The sequence below is a fragment of the Chitinophaga japonensis genome (assembly GCF_007830125.1).
GTDB lineage: Bacteria > Bacteroidota > Bacteroidia > Chitinophagales > Chitinophagaceae > Chitinophaga > Chitinophaga japonensis.
In genome coordinates this window covers 572,062-598,664 of the sequence record NZ_VLLG01000004.1, presented here as the reverse complement: position 1 = coordinate 598,664, position 26,603 = coordinate 572,062, and the positions used below count along the sequence as shown (strand labels likewise).

The 26,603-nt window shown below is 49.8% G+C and carries 12 protein-coding genes; 5 read left to right on the top strand and 7 right to left on the bottom strand.

The window, feature by feature from the left end; translation table 11 throughout:
* Nucleotides 1-8 precede the first annotated feature (8 nt).
* Complete coding sequence (locus LX66_RS19550) at nucleotides 9-1,499, top strand: hypothetical protein (RefSeq protein ID WP_145716684.1); 1,491 nt, start codon at nucleotides 9-11, stop codon at nucleotides 1,497-1,499.
* Here LX66_RS19550 and LX66_RS19545 read toward each other — a convergent pair.
* Nucleotides 1,405-3,675, bottom strand: a complete 2,271-nt coding sequence (locus tag LX66_RS19545) for a family 78 glycoside hydrolase catalytic domain (protein WP_145716682.1) — start codon at nucleotides 3,673-3,675, stop codon at nucleotides 1,405-1,407. The genes LX66_RS19550 and LX66_RS19545 overlap by 95 nt on opposite strands.
* Before the next feature lie 110 nt (nucleotides 3,676-3,785).
* On the opposite strand from LX66_RS19545, the gene LX66_RS19540 reads away from it, so the two are divergent.
* On the top strand, nucleotides 3,786-4,595 hold the full coding sequence (locus LX66_RS19540) for a glycosyltransferase family 2 protein (RefSeq protein WP_145716679.1): 810 nt from the start codon (nucleotides 3,786-3,788) through the stop codon (nucleotides 4,593-4,595).
* A 15-nt stretch (nucleotides 4,596-4,610) separates the two neighbouring features.
* Here the strand turns inward: LX66_RS19540 and LX66_RS19535 are convergent, their stop codons facing one another.
* Both LX66_RS19535 and LX66_RS19530 read right to left on the bottom strand, forming a co-directional pair.
* Complete coding sequence (locus LX66_RS19535) at nucleotides 4,611-6,443, bottom strand: glycoside hydrolase family 2 protein (RefSeq protein WP_145716677.1); 1,833 nt, start codon at nucleotides 6,441-6,443, stop codon at nucleotides 4,611-4,613.
* Nucleotides 6,444-6,939: 496 nt separating this feature from the next.
* Nucleotides 6,940-9,666, bottom strand: a complete 2,727-nt coding sequence (locus tag LX66_RS19530) for an outer membrane beta-barrel protein (RefSeq protein WP_145716675.1) — start codon at nucleotides 9,664-9,666, stop codon at nucleotides 6,940-6,942.
* A 251-nt stretch (nucleotides 9,667-9,917) separates the two neighbouring features.
* On the opposite strand from LX66_RS19530, the gene LX66_RS19525 reads away from it, so the two are divergent.
* From LX66_RS19525 to LX66_RS19515, 3 genes are read left to right on the top strand one after another with little or no spacing between them, the layout of a single operon-like run.
* On the top strand, nucleotides 9,918-12,608 hold the full coding sequence (locus LX66_RS19525) for a class III lanthionine synthetase LanKC N-terminal domain-containing protein (protein ID WP_145716673.1): 2,691 nt from the start codon (nucleotides 9,918-9,920) through the stop codon (nucleotides 12,606-12,608).
* A gap of 26 nt (nucleotides 12,609-12,634) precedes the next feature.
* Nucleotides 12,635-15,823: an NAD(P)/FAD-dependent oxidoreductase gene (locus LX66_RS19520; protein ID WP_145716672.1), complete on the top strand. Its 3,189-nt coding sequence runs from the start codon at nucleotides 12,635-12,637 to the stop codon at nucleotides 15,821-15,823.
* A gap of 25 nt (nucleotides 15,824-15,848) precedes the next feature.
* Nucleotides 15,849-16,340: a TlpA family protein disulfide reductase gene (locus tag LX66_RS19515; RefSeq protein ID WP_145716670.1), complete on the top strand. Its 492-nt coding sequence runs from the start codon at nucleotides 15,849-15,851 to the stop codon at nucleotides 16,338-16,340.
* Between the two features lie 853 nt (nucleotides 16,341-17,193).
* On the opposite strand, the gene LX66_RS19510 is transcribed toward LX66_RS19515, so the two are convergent.
* The 4 genes from LX66_RS19510 to LX66_RS19495 all read right to left on the bottom strand — a co-directional run bounded on the left by LX66_RS19510 (nucleotide 17,194) and on the right by LX66_RS19495 (nucleotide 26,295).
* Entirely contained in the window at nucleotides 17,194-19,878 is a 2,685-nt protein-coding gene (locus LX66_RS19510; RefSeq protein ID WP_158642684.1) for an alpha/beta hydrolase family protein, read from the bottom strand.
* Nucleotides 19,879-20,060: 182 nt separating this feature from the next.
* Nucleotides 20,061-21,389: a thioredoxin family protein gene (locus tag LX66_RS19505; protein WP_145716668.1), complete on the bottom strand. Its 1,329-nt coding sequence runs from the start codon at nucleotides 21,387-21,389 to the stop codon at nucleotides 20,061-20,063.
* A 36-nt stretch (nucleotides 21,390-21,425) separates the two neighbouring features.
* Nucleotides 21,426-22,886, bottom strand: a complete 1,461-nt coding sequence (locus LX66_RS19500; protein WP_145716666.1) for a RagB/SusD family nutrient uptake outer membrane protein — start codon at nucleotides 22,884-22,886, stop codon at nucleotides 21,426-21,428.
* Nucleotides 22,887-22,950: 64 nt separating this feature from the next.
* Nucleotides 22,951-26,295 carry a SusC/RagA family TonB-linked outer membrane protein gene (locus LX66_RS19495; protein WP_145716664.1) on the bottom strand — a complete coding sequence of 1,115 codons (3,345 nt, stop codon included), beginning with the start codon at nucleotides 26,293-26,295 and terminating at the stop codon, nucleotides 22,951-22,953.
* Nucleotides 26,296-26,603 lie beyond the last annotated feature (308 nt).

Here is a 26,603-nt window from a genome sequence, read left to right as displayed (position 1 = left end):
CCTGTCTTATGCTACAAGCGCACAAACGATATCTCTGGATAGCGCTGGCCGGCGGCCTGCTGCAGTTCATCATCTTCAAGATACTGTATCCCTTCCCGGATTTTATTTCCGACTCTTACAGCTACATGGATACCAACCTGTATCATATGACGGTGAACCTGTGGCCCATCGGGTATTCCAGGTTCATTGCCCTGGTGCGCCTGTTCACCCCCTCGCATACTGTACTGGTATTATTGCAATATATGATACTGGAGGCGGCGCTGCTGTATTTTTTCTTTTCCCTGCTGCGGTTGTATGGCTTACCCCGCTGGGGGCAACGGGTGCTGTTCATTTTCCTGTTCTTTAACCCGCTGTTCCTGTACCTGGCCAACTGTGTGCTCAGCGATGCGCTTTTCTGCGCTGTCAGCCTGGTGATACTCACGCTGTACCTGCGGATGTTCCGGCAACCCCGGATATCTCATATCGTGGTCACCACCTTGCTCATCGGCCTGGCTTTTACCATCCGCTACACGGCTATCTATTATCCCCTTACAGGAATCGTGGCGTTGCTGCTGGCGGCTTACCGCTGGCCGCTGAAAATAGCCGGCATTGTGGCGCCCTGGGCGCTGATCGTGCCGTTTATTCTCTATACGCAGCAGCAAACAAAAGCGGCTACCGGTACGGCGGAATTCTCCGTGTTTGGCGGCTGGCAGATCGCCAATAACGCGTTGTATATGTATGAGCATATTGAGGTGGATACCACGCAACTGCCGCCCGGTACCCTGGAACTGGACCGGATGGCCCGGCGCTATTTCCGGGAGGTGCCGCCGGAGCAGCGGGTGCTGGCGGACATCGAGGGTACTTTTTTTATAAAGATGCCCAATGCGATACTCAAACCGTATATGCTGGCACGTTATCATAATTTTGTAGACGCGCCTACCCATTTCAGGGCATGGGGAGCCGTATCGCCTGTCTATAAAGCCTATGGCACGCATTTGATCAAACAGCATCCCTTTGCTTTTGCACGCTACTACCTCTGGCCGAATACCAAAAACTATTTCCTGCCTTACCTGGAAAAGTTCGGCTTTTACAATATCGGCATGCGCCGCATGTTCGGCGCGGCGGTGGTATGGTTCCAACTGGACAGCGATGAAGTGCGGCTGCTGCCATCCATCTACTTCCAGGGCTACGTGTTTGCTTTGTACCCGCTTTTCTTCATGGTGATGAATGTTTACTTTGCCGGCTGCTTCCTTTTTTTCTGCCTCGGGGGGAAATGGAGGAATAACAGCCGGCTATTCAACGCTGCGGTGCTGTTAACAGCGGCTTTCCTGTTCCTGAACTTTTGTTTCAGCGTGTTTGCTACGCCGGTGGTGCTGCGCTACCAGGTGGTGCCGATGGTGTTGCTGGTGGGATTTTCATTGCTGCTTACCGTAAGAATACTGTTGCCGGCAGCGGAGCCGCAAACACATGTTTCCCCGGGCCAGCCTCCTTACCGGTCTGTCCCGGCACATACACCATAGCCCTGGCGCCGGGCGGTATCTCCACCCGCATATGCAGCCGGCCGCGCTGTATCCGCCATTCAGACACGATGTCCCCATACGGGCAGCGGTATCGCGCTTTTGCCCAGGTGAGCCGGCCGCCTGGCTGTGGCCGGATAATGATCCGCTGGTATCCCGGGCTGGCGGCGTCAATACCGGCCACTACCCGGTACAGCCAGTCGCCTATGGCCCCGTAGGCGTAGTGGTTATAGGAGGTGGCTTGCACGCTGCTGTCCGGCCGGATGGCGTCCCATTTTTCCCAGATGGTAGTAGCGCCCATTTTCACGGGGTACAGCCAGGAAGGGTAGGTGTCCTGGTGCAGCAGCGTATAGGCCACATCGGTATAGCCGTGCCGGCTCAGCACGTGCAGCAGGTAGGGGGTGCCCAGGAAACCGGTGCTTAAGTGGTTATCGTTCGCGCGGATCAGCGCCGCCAGCCGGGCGGCGGCTTTGCCCTGCAGGCTGTCCGGCAGCAGGTCAAACTGTAAGGCCAGTACGTAGGAAGTTTGCGTGTTGGGCATGGTTTTGCCCCCTGGCGCCATATAGTGCTGCAGGAAGGCAGCTTTAACCCTTTGCAGCATGGCGCTATAGTATTGCACATCTTCCTGCCGGTCCAGCACGGTAGCCGTACGCACCAGCAATTGCGTGGACCAGGCCCAGTAGCACTGGTCTATAAAGGGCAGGGAAGTGGAGTCGCCCGGCGCCAGCCAGTCGCCATAGCCGTTCACCGTCCACAGGTCGTTTTTGCTCATGCTTTGTATATGATCTACCCAGGCCTTCATGCTGGCATATTGCGCCCGCAGGATGGCCGTATCATTATACACCCAATACTGCGTCCAGGGAATGATCACGGCGGCATCGCCCCAGCCGGCCACGCCGTTTTTCCCGGCTCCCGGCAGGTTGCGGTAAAGGTTGGGAATAATGTTGGGCACAGCGCCGTTGGCGCGCTGGTCTGCCTGCAGGTCCTGCAGCCATTTGGCAAAGAAGCGCTGCACGTTGCGGTTGAAGCTGGCCGTTCGGTAAAAGATGTGCGCATCGCCGGTCCAGCCCAGGCGCTCGCTGCGCTGGGGGCAGTCGGTGGGAATGTCCAGGAAATTGCTGTTCAGGCTCCATTCAATGTTATGCTGTAACTGGTTGATGAGCGGGTCGGAGCAACTGAAGGCGCCGGTCCGTTCCAGTGCGGAATACAAGGCTATCGCCCGCCAATCCGCCGCTTTTGCATCGCAGCCTTCCACTTTTACATAGCGGAAGCCGTGCCAGCTAAAATGCGGCTCAAATATCTCCGGCCCGTTCCCTCTTAGTATATACGTATCCGTAGCCCTGGCCTGCCGGAGGTTGCCGGTATAAAAGTTCCCTGCTTTGTCCAGCACTTCGGCATGGGAGAGCCGGATGGTATCACCGGGTTTGCCTTTCACCCGGATGCGTACCCAGCCGGCCAGGTTCTGCCCGAAGTCGATCACCTGCTCCCCGGCAGGGGTGGTAAATATTTTTACCGGGCGGAAGCTTTCCTGTTTGGTAACGGGCTCGCTCAGGGTAGGCACCAGCGCCGCTGCCGGGGCCTGCGCCGGGATCACTCCCCGCCAGTTGCCGGTAGCGACGCGGGCATCAAGTATTTCCCCGCCGTAGATATCCGAATGTAGTATCGGCCCGGTGCCGCACTGCCAGCCGGTATCCGATACGATCGCTGCGCTGCTGCCGTCGGTATAGGTGACGTCCAGTTCCAACAGCAGGGCCGCCTCCTTCCCGTAGTTATCCCGCTGCATCAGCCCGCCGAATGCGCCGCGGTACCAGCCTTCTCCAATGGTGACCCGCAGCTCGTTGTCACCCGCTTGCAGCAGTTTGGTGACGTCGTATGCCTGGTATTGCAGGCGTTTATCATAGCTGGTCCAGCCGGGGGTAAAGTAAGCATCGCCTGCCCGCTGTCCGTTCACTTCCGCTTCATACAGGCCCAGTGCGGTGATGTAGAGCATAGCGCTGCGAATGTTGCGGGGGGCATGGTATATTTTCCGGAAGATGGGGCAGGGGCGTAGTACGCTGTCCTCTATATAACCGGGGCGGATCCAGGTGGCCTGCGCGCTCCAGGCATGGATTTGTGCGTGCAGCGCGGCAGCCGGCAGCAAGAGTAAAAGGCAAGCCGGGATAAAAATGCTCCGTATCATAAAAATATTTTGTGTTTTTGCGAAAAGCGGATACAACAAAAAGGGGTTATTACAACCCTGCCACCTGCGCCGGGTGTAACTTTAAGTAACAGAACCCTCAAAATCGCCTTATGCTCAACGGTCATAAAATAGTGGTGGTGCTGCCCGCCTATAATGCGGCTAAAACGCTGCAACGCACCTACGAGGAGATCAACCGCGAACTGGTAGATGAGGTGATCCTGGTGGATGACGCCAGCCGGGACAATACCGTAGCGGTGGCCAGGGGGATCGGTATCGCGCATATTGTTTGCCATGAGAAGAACAAGGGGTACGGGGGCAACCAGAAAACCTGCTACCACAAGGCCCTGGAGCTGGGGGCGGACATTATCGTGATGCTGCACCCGGATTACCAGTACACGCCGGCATTGATCGCCCCGATGGTATCGCTGATCGCCAGCGGCGTATACCCGGTAGTGTTAGGCTCACGTATATTGGGCCGGGGAGCCATCAAGGGCGGCATGCCGCGTTATAAATATTGCTTCAACCGGTTGTTGACGGTCATCCAGAATATCCTGATGCGCCAGAAGCTGTCAGAATACCATACCGGTTACCGTGCCTATCATAAAGATGTGCTCCTGTCTGTGCCATTCCAGCATAATTCCGATGATTTCGTGTTCGACAACGAGCTGCTGGCCCAGATTTTCTATAAAGGGTATGAAATAGCGGAGATCACCTGTCCCACCAACTATTTCCAGGAGGCTTCCTCCATCAACTTTACCCGGAGCCTGGTGTACGGAACCGGCGTGCTGCGCGTCAGCCTGCAATACCTGTTGCAAAAGCTGGGCGTACGCCGGTTCCGTATTTTCCGGGAGATCGTTCCCTGCCGCCCGGCCAGGCGCAGGAGCGGTTCCCTGCCTGTCCGGAAGGAGACCCTGGTGTAAGGGATGGGGACTCCGTTATTTCATCATATCGTCATGCACTGCCTTCAGCTTTTCCACCGGTACTTTTATCACTTCCCGGTCATAGGTCATCAGGCCGTTCACTTCCATTTCCACGTCAGTGGTCTGCGTATATACGGCGGCGGACAGTCCTGCTTTGATCAGGTCCTTCATCCGCTCGCAGTAGCGGCTGTACACTTTAAAGAGGTCGTCCGCATTTTTGAAACTCCGGTAGCCCCAGTTATCTTTCTGCTGCCAGGTATGGCCTTCCAGGGGCAGGCCCAATCCGCCAAACTCGCCCAGCACCAGCGCCTGTTGTTTACCAAAGAGGTCGGCTCTCGGCATGGCCGGGTCCGGGTAGCTGTGCAGGTCTATCATATGGCCTACAGGGTAGAAGTTGCCGCCGCTGGCACTGTTCACCAGGCGGGAGGGGTCATAATCCTCCGTCCATTTGGTGATCTCTTCCGTTTTGAACTGTCCCCAGGCTTCATTGAAGGGCACCCACACCACGATCGACGGGAAGGGGTAGAGGGCGTCCATAATGGCCTTCCACTCCGTGCGGTAGATCTGTTCTGACTCCGCGGTGCGGTCCTTATCCGTAGCGCGTCCCAGCACACCGGGACGATTTTCCCAGCCGTTGCCCAGGTCGCCGCTGGGCATATCCTGCCATACCAGCATGCCCAGTTGATCGCAGTAATAGTACCAGCGGGCCGGCTCTACCTTTACGTGCTTGCGGATCATGTTAAAGCCCATGGCTTTGGTCTTTTCTATATCGAATTTCAGCGCTTCGTCGGTAGGGGCGGTGTACAGTCCGTCCGGCCACCAGCCCTGGTCCAGGGGACCGTACTGGAACACGAATTTGTTGTTCAGCAGCATGCGCTGTACGCCTTTTTCATCCGGTTCCATGGAGATCTTGCGCATGGCGAAATAGCTTTTCACTTCATCTATCACCTTGCCTTTACGTACAACGGCCACGCTCAGGTCGTACAGGAAAGGGGAGGAGGGGGACCATAATTTCGGGCTGGGGATATTCAGTGTAGCCGCCGCCGTAGCGTTCTGCAGGGTTTCTTCCGCTACGGTTTGATCGCCATCCCGTGCCTTGATCTTTACCTGGTCGCCCGGCTGCAGGTTTTCTACCCGGGCCTGGAGGGAGAGCGTCTTGTTATCAATATCCGGCGTAGGTTTCAGGGAGGCGATATAAGTCGCCGCCACCGGTTCCAGCCATACGGTTTGCCAGATGCCGGTAACGGGCGTATACCAGATGCCTTGCGGATTGGTCACCTGTTTGCCGCGGGGCTGGGGGCCTTGATCCGTAGGGTCCCATACCTTGATGGTGATCTCCTGCGCGCCGCGCTTTTTCAGCAGGGGGGTAATGTTGAAGGAGAAGGGATCGTAGCCGCCTTTGTGCGTGCCGGCATGCTGGCCGTTGATGTATACATCCGTTTGCCAGTCCACCGCGCCGAAGTGCAGGATCACTTGTTTGTTTTTATAGGATGAAGGGATATTAAATGTTCGCTTGTACCAGAGCACACTATCCTTGCCTACGGTCTTCTGCACGCCGGACAGCGCGGATTCTACGGGATATGGCACCAGTATATCCCCCGCGAAAGCTGCCGGTTGTGCCTGTGCTTTGGGCAGGATGGCGTATTGCCAGGTACCGTTCAGGCTGGTCCAGGCGCTGCGGCTGAGCTGCGGGCGTGGATATTCCGGCAGCACGTTATCCGGTGTTACGTTTTTGGCCCAGCGGGTCTTGATGGTGGCGGGCTGTGATTGTGCCGCCGTGTGCGTGGTAAAACTTGTTTGAATGAGCAGTGAGCAACAAATGATGACGATCAGTTTTCTATTTAACATGTGTTCTGGGTTTTTAGACTCCAATCATGCCATGCTTAAGAGATAATACGGCATAGCGATGCACAATGTACTATCGGGGGATGATTTTTCAAAGTGGAAAATTGAGCGGATTGTCTACCGGAATTGGTCTGAATGGACAATGAGGGTTGGGAGAATAGGCGGAATTTTGCAGGGTAAACCCTTTTTGAGAAATTAAAGTTTAGCTTTTTGAAGGAAAAAAGCGAATCCTATTATGAAAACTTCCAGGACAATGCTTTTGGTTACACTTCTATCCGGTATTGCCGCAGCTATTGCAGCAAAGACAATTGTTAGCGAACGGAATGTAAATGTAAACCTGTTGCCGGTAGAGGGTGGCGCCTGTATTACGGTTACAGCAGTTGTGCCATCCGGCTGCAAAACATCTCATACCGGGGACATATGTACGACAAAGTATAATGATGAATGGTATTATGTATATGAGCTGAATTCTAATTGTTTGACATTTCCATACAGGAAGTCAATTCCTTGATGGATTGTTCTCAGTATTTGTTTTTTGTGCACCTTTGTTGCCGCCGGGTTTAATGAAGTAAGAAAGGCTGAGTAGGAAGAAACGTTGTAATACCCTGGACTGTGTATCCTCAATATAGTTCGCACCTACATGGCGCCGGATACCCATATTCCGGTTTAGCAGGTCAAATCCCTGCAGCGTGATCTTCCCCCTTTGCTTCATTACACTTTTGGACAGGGAGCCGTTTAACAGCAGCCCATCCCGGTTATAGCCGGCCGCGCGGCTGGTGTTAAGCCAGTAATCTAACGTCCCGCCTATCTTGAACCCCTGGGGCAGGTTAACTTCCCCATCAAAAGAAACCGTATAGCTGAAATAATGAATATTATTAGTTGGCTGCAGGGAATAGTGCATCGAATTATATTCCATGCCGCCTTCCACAGCCGCATCAAACAGTTCCTGGTGTGTATAGCTGAAGCTGATGTTCTGGCTGGCAGTAAAATTCCCGGTATATCCTTTTAGCCCATTTACAAATCCTGCCTCCCGGTTATATTGAAAGGCAGTATTGGTATTGATGAAGGTATGTAATTGCTTAATTGGAATGGCGTTGCTCATGTTGACATTCACTTTGTGGGCGCCGTTCATGTTAACAGGCTGGCTTACCTGCCTTCCCAGGGAATCGAACCAACTGGCGTTCACGATCTTGTTGATCGTGAATGCTGCACGCGTCTCTATATTAAAGCTCCGCATGGTACCTGGATTTAGCGCTTTATATCCCAGCCCCAGGCTATGCACATACGCAGGCTGCAGGTCGGGGTTGCCCAGTTGAATATGCAGGGGGTTGCTGTTATCCGGTACCGGCTGCAATTGGGCAACATTGGGAGCCTCCACATTCCCGTAGTAGGAGTACCGGAGTTGTTTATGATCGGTAAACATGTAGTTAAACCGGATGCCGGGCAGCAAATGAATAGATCGTAACCGGAACTGGTACTGTTTATCCAGGTTATAGCTGTTGAGCTGTATGTGTTGAAGGTACCCGCCTACGCTATAGTCATACCTGCGTCCCTGTTTCTCCAGGGAGAGCATGAACAGTTGCCGGGAAACGGTATTCCTGAAAGCGTTACTCAGGCTATCGTTCAGCAGGTCATAGGCGCCTTTGCCGGCATCATAATCATAGGTCTGTTTGTTGGAGTGGTTATTATCCTGTATGTATCCATAGGTGAAATTCAGAAGATGCCCTCGCAGGACAGGTTCAGTATAGTTCAGGTACAGGGTTATCTGCTGATTCCTGTTGCGGGTACTGTTTTGCTGGTCCAGGGTATCCGCATCGGTATCGCCGCCAGGTTGTTTGAATAGGTTAAAGGAATGGTTGGACTGCTGCCCGTTGTGAAGCTGGTGCTCCGTAGCCAGTTCTCCGCCTATTGAACGTCCTGCCTTCCTGAGTTTTTTGCGGAAGGAGATGGCTGTGGATAGTTTAGGTGTACTGTTGGTATTATACAGGCGCGTGCTGCCGCTATTCAATAGCTGTTGCTGCCCGTTCAGCGATGTATACCTTTGCACCTGCAGATCATTACCGGAATTGTGACCCAGCCGGACAGCAGCAATCAGTGTATGGAGGGTATCCGGTTTATAGTCAGCGCGCAGGAACAGTTGTTGTGCAGTGCTATTTCCCTCGGTCTGGTCCTGCCGGTTATAATACCAGGTGGTATCCGGTAGCAGGTATTGGCGGGCGCTGTTGCGTTGATTGACAATGCGGCTGTTGTTTACGGTATAACTGCTCATGATCCGCAAGCCCTGCCCCAGGTTGCTATGGTAATTGCCGCATGCCTGCCAGCTCCGGGTAATACCCTGGCTGTTGCTGGCTATGCTGTTGGCACTGCCCTCATGGGGATAGCCATGTGTATTGTTACCGTTCCCCAGGAGGGAAAGGCCTTGCCCATCGCCAAAACGGTGGAGATGACCATTTACAGCAAAGCGCTGATCCGTGCCATAGCCAACGTTTACCCTGCCGGTAAAAGCCCGCCGGTATTTTTGCTTGATAGTGATATTGATCACTTTTTCTGTTTGCCCATTAGCAGCTCCGGAGAAGCTTACCAGCTCCGGCTTCGCATCAATAAGCTGCACTTTGTCTATCAGCATGGCGGCCAGGTTCCGGGTCACTGTTTTGGGGTCGTCTCCCAAAAAGGGTTCGCCATCTATCAGTATGCGTTGTACAGTTTCCCCCTGTATGGTGATGCTGCCGTCCCTTCCCACCTGCAGGCCCGGCAGCTTTTTTAGCAGCTCTTCCAGGAGTGCATTTTCTCTTGTATGGAAGTAGTCGGCATTAAATTCAAGCGTATCTTTCTTCATAACCATAGCTGGCCTGTTCTCTATGATCTCAACTTCCAGCAGGGTAAGGCCGGTTTTCTGCATTTGTAAGTTGGCGAGATCAGTTATTTTACCGTCAGTGACCGCTACAGTAAGCAACAAAGGCTGGTATCCCAGGTAAGAGGCATACAAAAGGTAACTGCCTTCCTGTATACTGTCTAATCTGAAGTTCCCAAGGCTGTCTGTGAATATCATCGTGACCCGGGAGCTGTCCTTGCTGCGTAATAGCTGCACAGTGGCTGCCGTCATTGGCTGCCGGGTAGCTGCATCTATCAACCGGCCTTTGATGCCGGCTATTGGTGCTTGTCGACACCAGGCGTGGGTGGAGGGAAGGAGGATAACAACCAGTAGCAGTGTAAACACTTGCTTCATTTTTGAGGGATTAAAGTGTTGGCAGTGTAAGATTAAGGTCCAGGTTTCACTTACAATACTACAACAGCCAGGTGGGAATATTTGCTGCGTAAAAAGATTGACCCGATTTTCTACCCGGATTGACCTGTTTGTCTACCATAGTTTTCTGTTATTCATCGCAACTTTACAGCATAACGATCAGCCGGTCCTTTCCAATAGGCCGCTGCCGGAAATTATCCTTATTCATGTAACCCACTCCTAAACTGTCTGATATGTTGCCACAAAAAGAGATGGATACTGCACAAGACAGAAGAACGGCCCTGAAATCTTCCCTGCAAGGCATAACGGATTATGCTGCGTTGCTGGACAGTTATGGGCTTTCCTGGAAAGCATCCGGTCATTACTTGCAGGTGGGAGAGATTACGCAGGTGCAGGGCTGGATATTACATATTTCAGTGGTCCGCATGCAGGCGCCGGATCTTTTTGAAGTACTGATCCCTGTACTACAGGCCGCGGATATACCTTTCAAGATACCTGTAGACAAAAACACTTGTGATGGCTTATTGGGAGGCGCGTGCGGCTATAACAACCTGGCAAAGGTCGTATGCATTTACCCGGATTGTGACAGCAAAGCCCTGCGCATTGCCATGGACCTGATCCTGCTCACAAAGCCCTTTAAAGGGCCTGAGATCCCGACGGACATCCACCTGGGTGGGCAGGTATATACACGGTACGGGGGCTTTAACCCGGTATGGAAACCGGGTGAGGACGGCAATATGCACAAGTTTATTTATGACCAGCAGGGCCGGCTGGTAGAGGATACTTGCCCTGTGCCTTTTATCTTGCCCCCAGGCCTTACCTGGCCCTTTACGGCTATTTGCGGTCCCACTGCGCCGCCGCGTAAAAAGTTCCTGAATGACAGGATTGCCCCCCTGGCTGTGATAAAGGCTGACGTGAAAGGCAATGTGATCAAGGGCCGGTACATGCAAAGCTGGTTCCGTGCAAAGCTTTGCGTGGTAAAAGAGGGAAAGCGCTGCATGTTCATGGATGAATGGGGGCGCGATATGTATGACCGCTTGCACTGGCAGGCACAACTGCATAAGGAGCTGGGAACGGCGTTACCCGTGCCCCGCATATTGGATTGCTTCGAGGAAAACGGGGGCCTGTACCTGGCCACGGAAATGATCGACGGCATTTCACTGGATATTAAAATATACTCCCTGTATGAAGGCCATAGCTGGATAGACCTGCCTGTAGAAAGGCGGCTGCAGTTGCTGGACTACCTGCTTGGGGTGACGCAGATCCTGCAGGGGTTCCATGACAGGGGATATGTGTTCCGGGATATTTCCCCTCATAATTTTTTAATCGACAGGAAGGACCGGATGTACATTATAGACTTGGAACTGGCCTATTCCTTCGCCATGCAGAAGCCCGATCCATTCTTCACCGGGGGATCGGAGGGATATATGTCCCCGGAACAAATACAGAACCACACGCCTGCAGTAAAGCAGGATATCTATGGCCTGGGCGCCCTGATGCTGTTGTTCTTCACCAATTTGTCACCCATGAAGTTTGAGACGGGTGATCAGTCCGCGCTCCAACAGCAGCTATCGTATTTTGTTCCGGAAAGCAGCATCTTGCAACTGGTGACGGATTGTATGCATCCGAACGCAGCACTTAGGCCGGAGCTGCCCATCATACAAAAAGAAATTAGCCAATACCGGGACCACTTGCGGCATGGAACCCAACCAGTCCATTTATCCCAATCTGGCAATAATGAAACGGAATCAACAGATGCGGTATACAGCGCTTTAAAAGGGCTTTGCAGTTCCCGGATGACCTATAATTACCTGTGGTTTTCAAAGACGGTGCAGCAGCCAGATATTACCAATCAGCAACATTCCGTTTCCCTGTATCCTGGTTTGTATGAAGGCATAGGCGGTGTGCTGTGGATGCTGGCTATGTTGGAAAGCAGCGGGTTCCCGGTAGCAGCCCAGGTAAAAGAATACTACAGGCAAAACATGGCCTACTTGCAGCAAACCTTCCTGCCGGGCGTGCAAACGCTGCCGGGTTGTTTATATAACGGTAGCGCCGGTATGGCGGTTACGCTGGCTGCAGGTATACGGGCCGGTTGGCTCGAAGACTCGGAGGCGCAGCGTGCCGCTGTGCTGGATTGCCTGCAACAGGCACCTATTGGCCTGGATGTGGCGAATGGAGCGGCAGGGCAGGGGATGGCCCTATTGCAATGCAGAGCATACCTCCCGGAGCAGTTTGTACAAAGCCGCTTACAGGAGCTGGCTAATCTTCTACTGGTCAGCCAGCAAAAGGATGGCGCCTGGATAGTGGTCCCTGCCGGCTCGCAAAAAGGTGTAAAAATAACCGGCTGGGCAACAGGTGTCAGCGGCATTGCCTGCTTTTTATTGCAACTGGCAACTGCATGCCAGGTTGCACCTGCTAAAGCTGCCGCGGTAAAAGCGCTGCACTGGCTGCAACAGCAGGGTAGTAAGCATGGGCATGCTTATACCTGGCCCGTGCATGCCGGCAGCAGCCAGGTCTCGCCCGGTGTGCACAAAGGCGGTGGTGGTATTGCGCTTGCCTTTATCAAGGCATATGAGTATTTACAGGACCCTGTATATAAGCACATGGCAGAGGGCGCGTTGAACAGCTATCCGCCGCATGTATGTTCCCGTGATCTGAGTCAGGCCCATGGACTGGCCGGGCTGGGAGAGGTATACCTGGAGGCCTGGCGGGTATTAGGCAACGAGGAATGGAAGGATCGCGCCGGCTGGATCGCCAATACCTTGTTGCAGTTACGGAAGCAAACAGTGGATGGAGGTAGCTATTGGCTCCCGGATGCGATCTGTTCCCCGCCCACTGCGGACCTCATGACAGGCAACAGCGGGATTGTTCATTTCCTGGCAAGATATCTAAGCTCACAAATATTACATTACCCCTTGTTATAAAAACCGATCCCTCAAAAATAACCGGTATGAGCAAAAAGGCGATTATCATTGGAGCGGGGCCGGCTGGCCTTACGGCAGCCTACGAGCTGTTGCAACGGACAGATATTATCCCGGTTGTATTGGAAAAATCCGGGGATATTGGCGGTATTTCTAAAACTGTGAACTATAAAGGCAACCGGATAGACATTGGCGGGCACCGTTTCTTTTCCAAATCGGACCGGGTCATGAACTGGTGGCTCAATATATTGCCGGTGCAGGCCGCAGACGACAGCCGTTTCACGATCACTTACCAGCACAAGTCCCGTACTGTGGATGCAGCAGTGCGGGAAGGCAATGGGGAAGCCAAAGACCCGGACCAAGTGATGCTGGTACGCAAGCGCTTGTCCAGGATCTATTTCCTGCGCAAGTTCTTCACGTATCCCATCCAGTTATCACTGGATACCTTGCGCAAGCTGGGACCGCTTACTACCATTGCCATCCTCTTTTCCTATCTATGGTCACAACTGTTTCCCTGCAAGCCGGAAAGGAACCTGGAGGATTTTATGATCAACCGTTTTGGCCGTACCCTGTACCGGCTTTTCTTCAAAGACTACACGGAAAAGGTTTGGGGTATTCCCTGTCATGCTATTTCAGCGGAATGGGGCGCGCAGCGCATCAAGGGCGTGTCTGTCAGTAAGGCCATTCAGCATGCGGTACAAACCGCTATGAAACGCCAGAAGGCCGGTAAGGATATTGCGCAAAAGGATACGGAAACCAGCCTCATAGAGCAGTTTCTGTATCCCAAATACGGGCCGGGGCAGCTATGGGAGGAGGTGGCGCGGCAGGTGGAGGCCAGGGGCGGGAAGATATTGCTGCACCAGGATGTAAAGCGGATCTATACCTCCGCTGGCCGGCCGGGGATCACCGCAGTTGCGGTCAGCCATTCCCTGACTGGAGAAGTCAGTTACCTGGAAGGAGACTATTTCTTTTCTACCATGCCTGTGCAGGAGCTGATAGCAGGTATGGACGGCGTGATACCTGAAGAGGTGAAGACCGTGGCCGCCGGTCTCCAGTACCGGGATTTTATCACCGTGGGCGTACTTCTGAAACGGCTGTCCTTCCTGGATAAGAGGACGGGCGAGTGGAAGCCGCTGGAGCTAAAGGACACCTGGATATACATACAGGAAAGGGATGTAAAGGTGGGCCGCCTGCAACTGTTCAATAACTGGAGCCCTTACATGGTAAAGGACCCGGACACTACATGGGTGGGTATGGAGTTCTTCTGTAACCAGGGGGATGATTTTTGGCAGCTCCCAGATGCGGAGATACGGGAGCGGGCCATCCGGGAACTGGAAAAGATAGGGCTGGCTTCCGCGGCCAATGTGCTGGATGCCACCGTACTGCGCATGGAAAAAACGTATCCCGCTTATTTCGGTACCTACGAGCATTTTGATGTAATTAGGGAATACGTGGATCGTTTCGAAAACCTTTTCCTGGTGGGCCGCAACGGCATGCACAAGTATAATAATTCCGATCATTCCATGCTCACGGCCATGGTAGCGGTGGACAACATCTGTGCCGGTGAGACCGGCAAGGTGAACATATGGGCCATCAATACCGAGCAGGAATATCATGAAGAAAAACAGGCAACAGAAAGCGCTGCTGCAGATAAGCCGGCTGCTACTACACCAGCTTTCTGGCAATACATATTTCGCAACCCGTCCTATAAATGGTTCATCAGGGGCGGCATAGCGGCTATATTGATCCAGTTCATTGCCTTTAAATTCCTGTACCCCTTTGCCAGCTTTATTAACGGGGATTCTTATGTATACCTGGAAACAGCCTATCATAATTTTGACATCAATACCTATCCCATAGGCTATTCCCGTTTCCTGCGCTTGTTCAGTGTGTTTACGCATTCCGATACCGCGCTGGCGGGATTTCAGTATGCTTTACTGCAAGCCAGTGTAGGAGCTTTCCTGTTCACGGTATTTTATTTTTTCCAACCGGGAAAGGTGGTAAAGGTCTTTCTGTTCTGCTTTATGGTAGGCAACCCGGTATTCCTGTACCTGGCCAACTATGTATCCAGCGATGCCCTGTTCCTTTCACTCAGTTTGATATGGTTTACGCTGTTGCTATGGATCATCCACCGGCCAACTCCGCGGCTGTTGATATGGCAGGGCATTGTGCTGTTCCTGGCGTTTACGGTGAGGTATAATGCTCTGTATTACCCCCTTGTAGCCGGTATTGCTTTCCTGCTTTCCCGGCAACCGTTCTGGCGGAAGGCGGCAGGTTGGGCTTTCGGTGTGGTGCTGATAGGGTTGTTTATGGGATATACCAGCCGGCAATATTATGAGCTGTCCGGCAAGCGCCAGTTTTCGCCTTTCTCCGGCTGGCAACTAGCCAATAATGCCATGTATGCCTACCGCTATGTGGATAGTGCGGAGCGAAAGCCAGTACCGCCCCGGTTCCGTCAGTTGGACCAGATGGTGCGTACTTACTTTGATACTACCAGGGATGCTAAAAAATTTCCCTACGAAATGATCAAGGCCAGCACAGTGTATATGTGGGATTCCCGATCTCCCTTGCAGCACTATAAAGAGAAGCAGTTTACCAGGGACTCCACAGCGGGGAAAGTTAAACGCTGGGCTACCGTAGCGCCATTATACGCGGATTATGGGGGCTTCCTGGTTCGCCAATACCCCCTGACGTTTGCACAGCATTACCTGTGGCCGAATTTTTTGAAATATTATGCTCCACCCGTTGAATTTCTGGCAGAATACAGTACCGGGAAGGATAGTGTGCCACGCATAGCGCAACAGTGGTTTGACTATAAGAGCAACAAGCTAAAGACTAGGATGAAGGATTTGAAGGTAAGTACGCTGGATTTTTACCCGGTGCTGACGGGCATGATCAATGTGGTGTTCTTGTTGGGTCTGTGCTGCTTTATATGGTTGAAGGGATACCAGTCGCACAGAATGTTGGGTAGCGCGGTGCTGCTGGTAAGCGGGCTTTGGGTTGTAAATCTGGGTTTTAGTGTGTTTGCCTCGCCCATTGCCTTGCGCTTCCAGTTGTTTCCCATCCTGGTATTGCTATCATTCGCCTGTTTGCTGATGGAATGCCTGGTAAAGGAAGCTGGTGGAAAGGAACAGGTGGACGCACCTGTAAGCGTAGCGCACGATCAACCGCTGCAGCGAACAGCATCCCCTGCAGCGCGTCATAATGAACAAGTATGAATGTAATCAGCTTAATTGATGAGCCATGAAAAATATCACGATCCTCTTATTACTGGCAGCCTTGTGCGGCTGTTACGCCAGGGATCCCTTAAAGACCGGTAGGGAAGGAAAGCTGCTACCTGATTTTGACATGTTGCTCTCCGACAGCACCACCTACCTGCACAGCAAAAACATACCTGGCGGCCGGCCTATTGTCTTTTTTTATTTCGGGCCGCATTGCCCTTATTCCAGGGAACAGATGAAGGAGATCATTGAAGATATGGAAAAACTGCAGCACATACGTTTTTACCTGCTGACCGATGCATCTTATGCGGAGATGAAAGCCTTTTGCAAAGTTTATACCCTGGATAAATACCCGAATATAACGGTAGGCAGGGACTATACCGGCTTCTTCAAGGATTATTTTGAGGTGGCCGGGGTGCCTTATGTGGCGGTTTACGGCAAGGACCGGCATTTACGGGAAGCGTTTATGGGTAAGGTGTATGGTGGGCAGCTTAAACGGAGCACAGATGAGTAACAACTCCTGATTAGTTCTCATAATAAATCATATAGTTATGAAAAAAGCAAAGATCATGTTAATGGTAGTCGGTTTATAGACTGTTGTAGGTGGTGTGCTGGCATTTGGGATAGATAGGGCGAGTGGAACGCTTTTCTGTTCTGCAACTACTACTTATACTTGTCCAATAATAGCTACGACAAATTCAGCCCAGCCTTAACTATGGCGCTATGTAATACATTCAGCTCCCTATGGATGTTACACTCGCCGTTAGGGTAAGGGACTAGCAGAATAGGTTTTACCAGCGATATTGCTGGTCGGTATGTTTCTAATTATGCCGACTCAGGTATATTTTATCCGGATACTTCACAAGGGGTAGATGCTTGCCACCTTCTTGCTAGAAGTTATGAGTAAGTGCGGGCATATTTCACAATTAAAGTTTAGCTTTTTGAATAAAAAAGCACAATGACTATGAAAAAAGCAAAAATCATGTTAACGGCTGTAGGTTTACTGGCAGTTGTGGGTGGCGCACTGGCATTTAAGGCACATAGGGCAAGTGGAACATATTTCTGTTCTACAACTACTAGCAATGCTTGCCCAATAATAGCAACGACAAATACAGTGGGAGGACCTTTAACTACAACATTGTATTGTACTCAGGTTCCTAGCCAACCCTGTACAACTACTGTTTTCGTAAGAACAACTGAGTGATCAACAGAATACTGGTTGCCAGTATAAATGAATCTTGAATTTAGCAAAGAAACCTTCTTTCATATTTCAAAAGAAGGTAATTTTAGGCTGGCAGTTTTCTGCCAGCCTTTATTTGCTCTACAAAAAGGCCTCCTCTTGGCCGCCAAAGTATTTGAGGATATCATTAGTTTTTGTTAATTTTTTTAGTTGGATCCCTGAGCAGCCCATTGATCGGCGGCAGAGATAGGCTGTCCAGCGCTAGCCCGGTGTCAATGCCTTTTAAGCGGGCCGGTATGCCCTTGGTCATCCATACAGGAGCAGCCGTTCCTTTCAGGTAATGATCAAAGAATTGGGTCATGCGCAGCACATAGTCTATATACGCCTGGCCACGCAACCCATGATAAGCGTTGTCATATTGCAGCATCCATACCTGTTTGCCCAGGCGTCGTAAAGCGGTAAATAGCTCCACGCTTTGCATGAATGGTACATTATGGTCCAGTTTATTGGCTACCAATAATAGGGGCGTTGTTACCTTATCTGCGCGGAGAATAGGAGAGTTCTCTCTATACAATTCCGGTTTTTCCCATAAAGTACCGCCCATCCGATACTGAGACCTTTCTATATAAGACTGGTGGATATTGCCGCCGAGTAGGCAAGCGCCATATGAGCTAATAAGATCGGAAGTACCTGAAGAGGACACGGCCGCTGCAAAAAAACCGGTATGAGCAATGATAAAATTGGTTTCAAAACCGCCAAAACTGTGTCCCTGTATGCCCATCCTTTTTGTGTCCACCCAAGAGAAGGTTGACAGGTACCGAGCTGCGCCGGCGACAGCATTTAGCGCGCTTTGTCCGGGGCGTCCAATCGTATAGTGGATGTCTGGTGTAAAAACCAGGTACCCATGACTTACAAACCAGGCAATGTCCAGATTGCCGTTAGGGCCGGCTGGAACATGGTATTGATGCAGCTCCTGCGATTTTTCCTCATAGTAATGGATTAGCAAAGGGTATCGACGGGCTGGATTAAAATTCTGAGGCTTGTAAAGGATGCCTTGCTCATGCTTGCCATCTAGGGTGGTAAAGGTTTTGAGTTCGGCAGTCATCCAGTTGTATGTTTTTTCAGGAAATACGTCGCTGATGGGAGTAAAGTGTTTAAAATCCTTTGTCCAGAAATAATTGGGTGACTGGGCAGTGCAGCCGCGCTTAACTAGATAGATATTTGTGCCCTTCGCCTTTATGGTAGAAGTCCCCCCATCCTCGTACACGTAAGGCCCCATAGTTAATAATTGAGGCGCTGTTTGGCCGCTTAACTCCCCCCAGTAGAATCCACTGTTCTTATTGGTTTTGTTGAAGGCTGTGAGAAGTATTTTTCCCTCGTCAGCAGCTATTTCACCATTATATATCTCTGAAAGCTGGAATCTGATATTGTTCCGTCTGCCATAAGCATGGGTGATATTGACGGGCTGCTTTTTAGCTTCAGGGTCCAGTAACCATATATCAAAATCGTCATATGCCAGGATACCTTTTTCATTTGTCAACCAAGCCGCAAATTGAAGACCTCTATATTTACCATAGAGGAGGGGAAGTCCCCTCATTGGAGGGATTGGAAGAGTGTCAGTAAGGTTATAGCAGAGGCCTGTTGCGATTTCATAGCTATATAAATTCTCCCAACTGTATTCCAGACCCGTAACATACTTATTCAAAGGGGACAGATCGGGGAATCTGATATCAGTTCCCAGGAGTCTTCGTTTTCCGTTTGCTGTAGATACTATGTAGGGGGTCCGCTGGGCCGTAGTATTCCAGTGATCTTCAGATGCTTCACCTTGCTGATGAACCACACATAGTGCTTGGTTGGTTTTCCATCGTACAATTTCGTTTTCCTGCTGTAAACGAATAATACGGTGGTCTTTGATGTGCAGGACGGCCGCATAGCTTTTGGGAGTGAGACTTGCTAATTGTTGAGATTGTAATACAGGATCAGTATAACTCCAGATATCTACCATAACAGCATTCGGTGGTGAGTCTTGAGGGGCTTTTTCCTTCAAGGAAATAAATAGATACATACCATCATTGCTAAACTCGGAAATTTCCGCTAGTTGCAGTGTATTGTCAATGCCCTGGGAGTTGTTGTCAGCCAATAATACCGCTTTATTCATGCCTGCTTTATAATACCAGAAGGACTTTTCTTTTGAAGCCACTGTAGTGTCCGTTACAACAAAAGATAGTTGCTCTCCTGCCTTATCCAGTGTCAGTTTGCCTGTACAAGGATGGATGTCAATACAAGAAGGCGCTCCGTCGGGTAGTTTTACCCAATATAAAGACGAAGGGGCAGCTTTCCCCTTACCGTTTAAGGATTTGTATATCAGCGTATTCCCGTTTTGGCTAACCAGATATGCACTGATATTGGGAAATATTCGCTGTTTGTTAGTCTGCAGATTGTGCAATACTAGATGTTGATCGGGAAGATTCGTCAGGTATGTCAAATATTCATAAGGCCCATGTTTATAAAGTTGAAAGTTACTGACATGAGGTATATATTCGACAACATTGGTACCCAGCGACAATATTGCCAGGCTATCCTGACCTTTCACAAATATTGCTCTGCGGCTATCCTGGGTAAAGACAGGAGAACGGACATCAGGGATTGCCTGCTTCCAGCCGCCGCTTATTGAATGGATCATCAATGTCTTCGGTGGATTGTGGTAGATGTTTTTTGAAATGGTATATAAAACATAACTTCCATCGTTCGTGATGACGCCTTCATTTACCTGAGGCCAATTGTTCAATGTGCCAATATCAAGCGGAGGCTTCTGGGCAAAAGGACATGTAGCATATAGTTGCAGGAGCGTTAACAATATAATTAGTTTCATTGCGAGTGTGGGTTTTTTAAAGTGGTTAAACATTTGGCAGCCTGAAAAACAATGTTGTTTGGGGTGGTGTTGAGAAGGCTTCTAATGCGTAAATAAGATACAAAAAAAAGAGGAATAACAGTTGTTGGTTTTAGCGAATTTATTGTATAAACGCTAACCAATAGTCTGTTATTCCAATGCGGTTATTTAGTAGGCCAGGTAGGTACTCCTTTTTTCATCTTGTCTATAGTAGTAACAAACTCATCCCAGAAGGGCCCCTTTGTTCTTCCTTCTTTTTCTGCAATCTTCTCGGAAAGCCGTATTGCTTTTTGTTCTTGTGCAATGGCCTCTTTTACTCGTCCTAGTTTGTATAAAAGATTAGCACGAGTGTCCAATTCTTGTAGTATTTCATCCGGCTGTTTTAACTGGATGGAAAGATCGCTCCATTCCAGGGCTTTTGTCAATACAGAGCTGTCGTTGCAGTGCAGGAAAGCATTCCAGGCCGGAATATTTAATTGGAAAAAGCTTTGCATACCCCCCTCCGGTGGGTTAGCGTTTATTTTTTGGTCCATGTATAAAGCCCATTGCGTCCAGTCTTTTAATTCGTAATAATATTCTACCTGGTAGTCCTGCACCAGTTTATCGATGTCTATCCGTTCATATTTGCTGCCGATAGCCGTTCTTATTTCGTTCCAATCTGGATGGGAGATAATTGGCTTGCCTTTTTGCCGTAATTTACTATCGATTTCTTCCCTCGTAATGGTTTGGTTAACAAGGGCATTGGCCCAGCCGTTGCGCTGTTTTATTTGATTGGCTTTTTCCGGTGTATAATAACAGAGACGAAAGAACGGGTCCCCGGAACAAACAAGGTCCGGAAATATTCCTATGAAATCAAGGAGCGTCTTTTTACTGATACTGTCAACAGGTTGCTTGTCCAGATAGGTTTTATAATCTCTGGCAATCGTATAACCGGTTGTTGTATCGTTCATCATGGTCTTTACAAAAACCGCTAGTTCTCCCATAGTAGTATAATCTTTAAGGTCTTTTTTATAAGCCTCCAGTTGGGCGTAAAACAGAGGCTTCTGTGGGTCGAGGGCTAGTTCTGTAAGTTTTATAAAATCCCGGACATTTCGATATCCAACATCCTTGTGTAGAAGGCGCCCATCCGGCGCAAAGAAAAGAAAGCAGGGTAGTCCGGTAATATGATAAGTCTCCTTTATTTTACGGGCATCTGCATACCATTGACGTACAGTTTCGTTATCTTGCGACGTTTCATCGGTCTGCATTCTTACAGCAATGAATTTTTCGTTAATGGCCCTGCCGGCAGCCGGATGAGGATATACCTCCCTGTCCATCATTTTACAGGGGATGCACCAGGTAGCATAAGCATCTAGAAAAATATACTTGTTCTCGGACCTGGCCTTTTCCTGGACCTGCGCCCAACTTAAACCAGCTATAAATTGAATGCCTTTTTCGCTTTGTGCTTTCAACATTAAAGGCATCCAGACTATTAATATCAGGAATTTCTTCATATTTTAAGGTCTATTTTTAAGCGCCTTTATCCGACTTTAGTAACCAGCATTTTGGGTAAGGTTAAGATCTTTTTGCAGCTCTGTTTGTGGAATAGGATACAATTGAGCGGTATTTCGCCAAGCGCCTCCTTTTTGGGGGGCCACAATATCCATCACAGCATTCACCATCTGACTTCTTTTTAGGTCGAGCCAGCGATGTCCCCATTCTGTAAAGAGTTCTGCTTTCCTTTCTTGCAGGATAGCCTTCAGAAGGTCGGGTGCAGTAATGGCAGGAGTATTGGGCAGTCCGGCTCTGTGGCGGATGCTATTTAAATCCGCAACTGCGCCCGTAAGATTGCCTGAATGTGCCCTTGCTTCTGCTCGGATAAGATATTGTTCACCCAATCTGAGTACTACTACATATTCAGCGGTTGGAACATCTTCCCAGCCGATCTTGTATTTAGAAGCGTAATGGTAAGTGTTGCCGTTAGCCATTACACTGTCTATCCATTGGACGCGCCGTTGGTCCCCGGCCTCAAAGCTATCAACCAGGTGATCGCTTAGGTAAACTGGATAATTGCGATTGTCTGGTCCTGTATCTGGTAACACGAACAGTTTGCCTTCTCCGGTGTTGCGGTCCTTTTGGATACCCACAGGTTGTAACTGCCAGATAGCTTCTGTGCTGTTTTTTAGAAATGCTGCATCCAGGTTAGGCAGGCTGTAAAGGGAACCGTGGTTGATAACGTCAGATGCCTGCTTCTCTGCATTGAGATAGTCACCTCTATACAGGTACGCCCGTGCCAATAAGGCGGCAGCAGCCCAACTGGTGGGCCTTACACGCTCATTCGTTGGAGATAGGGCGTCTGCCGCAACATATTCATCCCGCAATAACTGTCTGGCTTCCAGGAGGTCTAATATGATCTGATCATACGCTTTGGTTTTCTCTGCGCGAGGTAGGCCGGCATTTATTTGATAATTAGTACTAAGGGGCAACGGTATGTCACCATATAAATTCACCAGATAAAAAAAGCAGAAGGCGCGCATAAACCTGGCCTCTCCCATTAATTGTCGCCTGACTGCAGGAGTCAGGGCATCCGTGTTGCTCAATCCTTCAATCGCAGCATTAGTCACAAAAATAACCGGGTAAGCAGCTTCCCAAAGATTCGGTATGGTGAAGCTCGTTAGATCATTGATGTAATACGACAGTAATGCGTTATTATTTAGATTGTAAAGCGTAAGCTCATCAGCAGATAACGAGGCAAGTAAAGATAAGCCAGGAAGCCCCGTACCTAGATATAAACTGGAATTTTGCGCACTTAAGTTTGCATAAATATCCGTTAAAACGGCAGTAGCAGTACCATCATTGGTGTAGACATTCTCAGAACTAATGCTGGTGGAAGGGGCGTCTACTGTAATCAGTTTTTTGCAGGAAGCAAGACCAAAGGTTAACAGGACAATTAGCAGTATAGACCTGTAACACATTAGGGTATGGTGATATGTTATATGTTCAGATTTCATAATAGTATTTTTTCATTTGATAATTTCAAGGGCGGGTTTTATATCTTGCATTTTGTTTCTTCCCTCATAACGTTATTTGTGCCCCCAAGGTTAAAACACGCAAAGGGGGTAATGTAGTAGCGCTTTTTGTCTCCGGATCCAGGCCCTGATAATTAGTGATGGTCAGTAAATTCTGCCCTTGCAGGTATACACGGGCATTTTGCAGTCCGATTGAGCGTCTCCAGTGAGCCGGCAATTGCCAAGATAAGGCAAGGTTTTTCAGTCGTATATAGGACGCATTTGTATAACTAAGGGCAGAAGAACTGGCGCTGAAGTAAGATATCAAAGCTTGCAAAGGATATATAGTGCCATATTTTTGTACTGTACTTATATCTCCCTGTTGTTGCCAGCGGTTCTGTACATAAACAGGCTGGTTGGCCCAGCGAGTGCCGTTAGCATCACTCAGGAAACGGCCGGGCTGATCTCCAAGGAAGTAGTTATAGGCTGATTGACGAACAAATTGGAATAATACATCTAGGTTGAACCCTTTGTAACTAAAGCTGTTTTGGAAACCGCCGTAGAAAACAGGTGCGGTGTTAATGAATTCTGTTCTGTCTGTGCTGAAATCCGGAGAAGAAGTTATTTTACCATCTTTATCAAAATATTGATACAGACCGGTAGCCGGATTTACTCCGGCAAACTGGTAGAGTTTCACAATGGTGACCGGTTGACCTATAATATAGTTATTCGAAACGGTGGAAGTAGCTAAGTCCCTGTAATCCACTAGCTTGTTTTTGGGAACAGTAAAATTTATAGCGGCAGTCCAGGATACACGGTTACTTTGCAGGTTAATGGTGTTTAGTGTGAACTCCCAACCAGAATTCTGTACGGTAGCTGGGAAATTTTGGGCAATACCGTCAAAACCGGTGATAAGTGGTAGTGCGTAGTTCTGCAATTGATTAGAAGAGCGGTTACGGTAATAGTTGGCGTATAATAGTACTCGGTCTGTTAAAAAGCCCAAGTCCAGTCCCACCTGGAGTTTTCGGGTCTCCTCCCACTGCAGGTAGGGATTAGGCAGCCGGGTTGGAGCCAGGCCAGTGGCGCCCTGATATGGTGTATTGCGGGTCCGGGTATTGTACAGGGTCATAAACGCGTAGTCTCCGATCTGATCATTTCCCGTAGTGCCATAGCTGACCCGCAATTTCCCGAAACTGAGAAAAGAAAGATGTTTTTTTATAAATCCTTCATTGGAAAATAGCCATGCTCCTGCTACGGACCAGAAATTATGAAAGAGGTTTTCAGAGCCAAAACGAGAACTGCCGTCCCGCCGGGCGGTCAAATTGAGTATATATTTTTGTTGCCTGTTATAATTGATACGTCCGAAAAGGCCATTGTAGCGATATGTAGATGCAGGACTGCTTCTTGCAGTCAAATTACTGGCAGCGCTGATGTCTTCCACTATGAGGTCGCTATTGAACCCGTAAGCACTAAACCTTTGTTGATGAACGTTGTTTTGCTGTATGCTGGTTCCCACTAAAGTCTCCAATATGCCTTCTCCCGTACTGTGTTTAAATGTTATCTGCGGTTCTATAATCCAGGAACGTATATGGCCATTTGAAAACTGGGAAAATCTGGACGCAAGAGGTCTGAACTCAGGAGCTACGGATGCCGCAGCACCAGCATTTGCTTCATCAATCTGTAGGTTTGTATAGCCGAAGCTGCTCTTCAGGTCCAACCCTGGGAGAATTTGATAGCTCATCACGGCATTGCCTACCAGGTTATTGGCAGTATTCTTGTACTTGCCAAAAGTGGTAGCGAGTGGATTATACCAGGTAGAGTTCCCGTTAGTGTTCGGTGCCCAGTTAAGTGTGCCATCTGCATTGTACAATGCTGGTGCGTTAGGTGCAAGCGTGATAGCCTGCCGGGTAAAGTCAGTACCTATTAATCGGTTGTTGTCGGCCATATAGCTGCCGGTAAGTTGTATGCGAAACCGCCCATTGGGAGAGGTATTACTGATATTGAAATGTACAGAAGCCTTTTGATCTGCATTGTCACCCGGGAATACCGTGGTTTCCCGGTGAAAGCCGGCGCCTATTAAAAATTGCGTATTCGTATTGCCTCCTGATACGGAGCCTTGTAGATCCGTATAATGTGCGGTGCCGCCAATTAGTATCTTCTGCCAGTCCGTATAGCGGGTAGTGTCCCAGGTGCCGTTGATATCATAATCGGCGGCGTTAATCGGCGCATTATCATTCCTTTTAGCTTCATGTCGCATCTCCAGGTATTGCTGGGTATTAAGCAAAGGCAGCTTCCGCGTTACCTTGCCCCAGCCTTGTTGCAAGTTGATGTTGATGCTGGTTTTACCGGCCTTGCCTTTCTTGGTAGTAATAAGAACGGCCCCGTTGGCAGCTCGGGACCCGTAAATGGCCGTAGCATCTGCATCCTTTAGTATATCAATGCTTTCAATATCTGCCGGGTTGATGAAGCTGAAAGGGTTGCCATTCCCGCCCCCTCCGGAGCGGCCCAGTATCTCGCTAACACCCGGTAGTAATTGTGAAGTATAAGGTACGCCGTCAATCACGAACAAAGGTTCGTTTCCCTGGCTGATACTATTCTGCCCCTGTATCCTTACCGTCACCCCCGTACCCGGCAAACCATTCGCCTGCTCAATAAATATCCCCGGCGCTCTCCCTTGCAACGCGAGCAAAGGATTATTCACCGGGCTCTTCTCTATATCCTTCGCCTTTACACTCGCTATATTCCCCGTACTCAATCGTTGCGTCGTCGTCCCATACGCTATCACCACCGTCTCATCCAGTTTATTCACATCTATATTCAACTGCGCCAGCACACTCCTCCCGTTCACCACCAACTCCCTTTTCTCATATCCCACAGAGCTGATCAATAACGTTTCCCCGTTCCCCACCTTCGCCAGCGAAAACTTTCCATCCTCATCCGTAGTGGTCCCCTGGCTACCCCCTTTTACCTGTACCGTGGCGCCAATCAGCGGCTGCCCCGCGGCATCCGTTACCTTGCCGGTGAGTAAAGCCGGCGTCACCGTGCTATCCATGATTTTTTTTACCGGCGGCGTTTCCTTTTTCCGGATCAGCAGCACATCATCATTATAGCTCCACTCCAGGTTCTTGCCCCGGAAAATAAAAGCCAGCACCTCGTCCAGCGGGGTGGCCGTAAAATGTACCGATACTTTCTCTTCCTGGTTGATCATGGTTAAATTGGTATTGTACATCACCGCAAAACCCGTTTGCTTTTTAATAGCTTTGAATACCGCCTTCAACGGAATACCGTTGCCGCTCAGGGTCACCCGGTGCTCATTCGCCTGGGCCTTCGATGAAAAAAAGGTAAGGAATAGGAATAGCGCTGTCAGCAAGCTGTACCGGGTACAGCTACGATGTAGCATTGTTGGTCGCATATGGGGCGGATTTGATTGAAAAAATGGCAGCCAGGGGCCGTGCCGGGATTTTGGACGTTAAGCTATCGGAATACTTTTTTGGGGTGTCTGCAACGGACAAAAGAAGTCACGAACTTTGTACAAAGGAATATGTTTAAGGACTATACTTTTATCTTTTCTATATGGCTGCTACTTTGCCCGGAATGGCTACCGGAGAGGGATTGGCATTGCATCCTGTCTGCTGGATCATCATCTGCCTGTAACCATAATACCGTGATCTTTCCTGACTTGTACTAATCTTTTCCTCCCATTAACTTCACATTAACTAA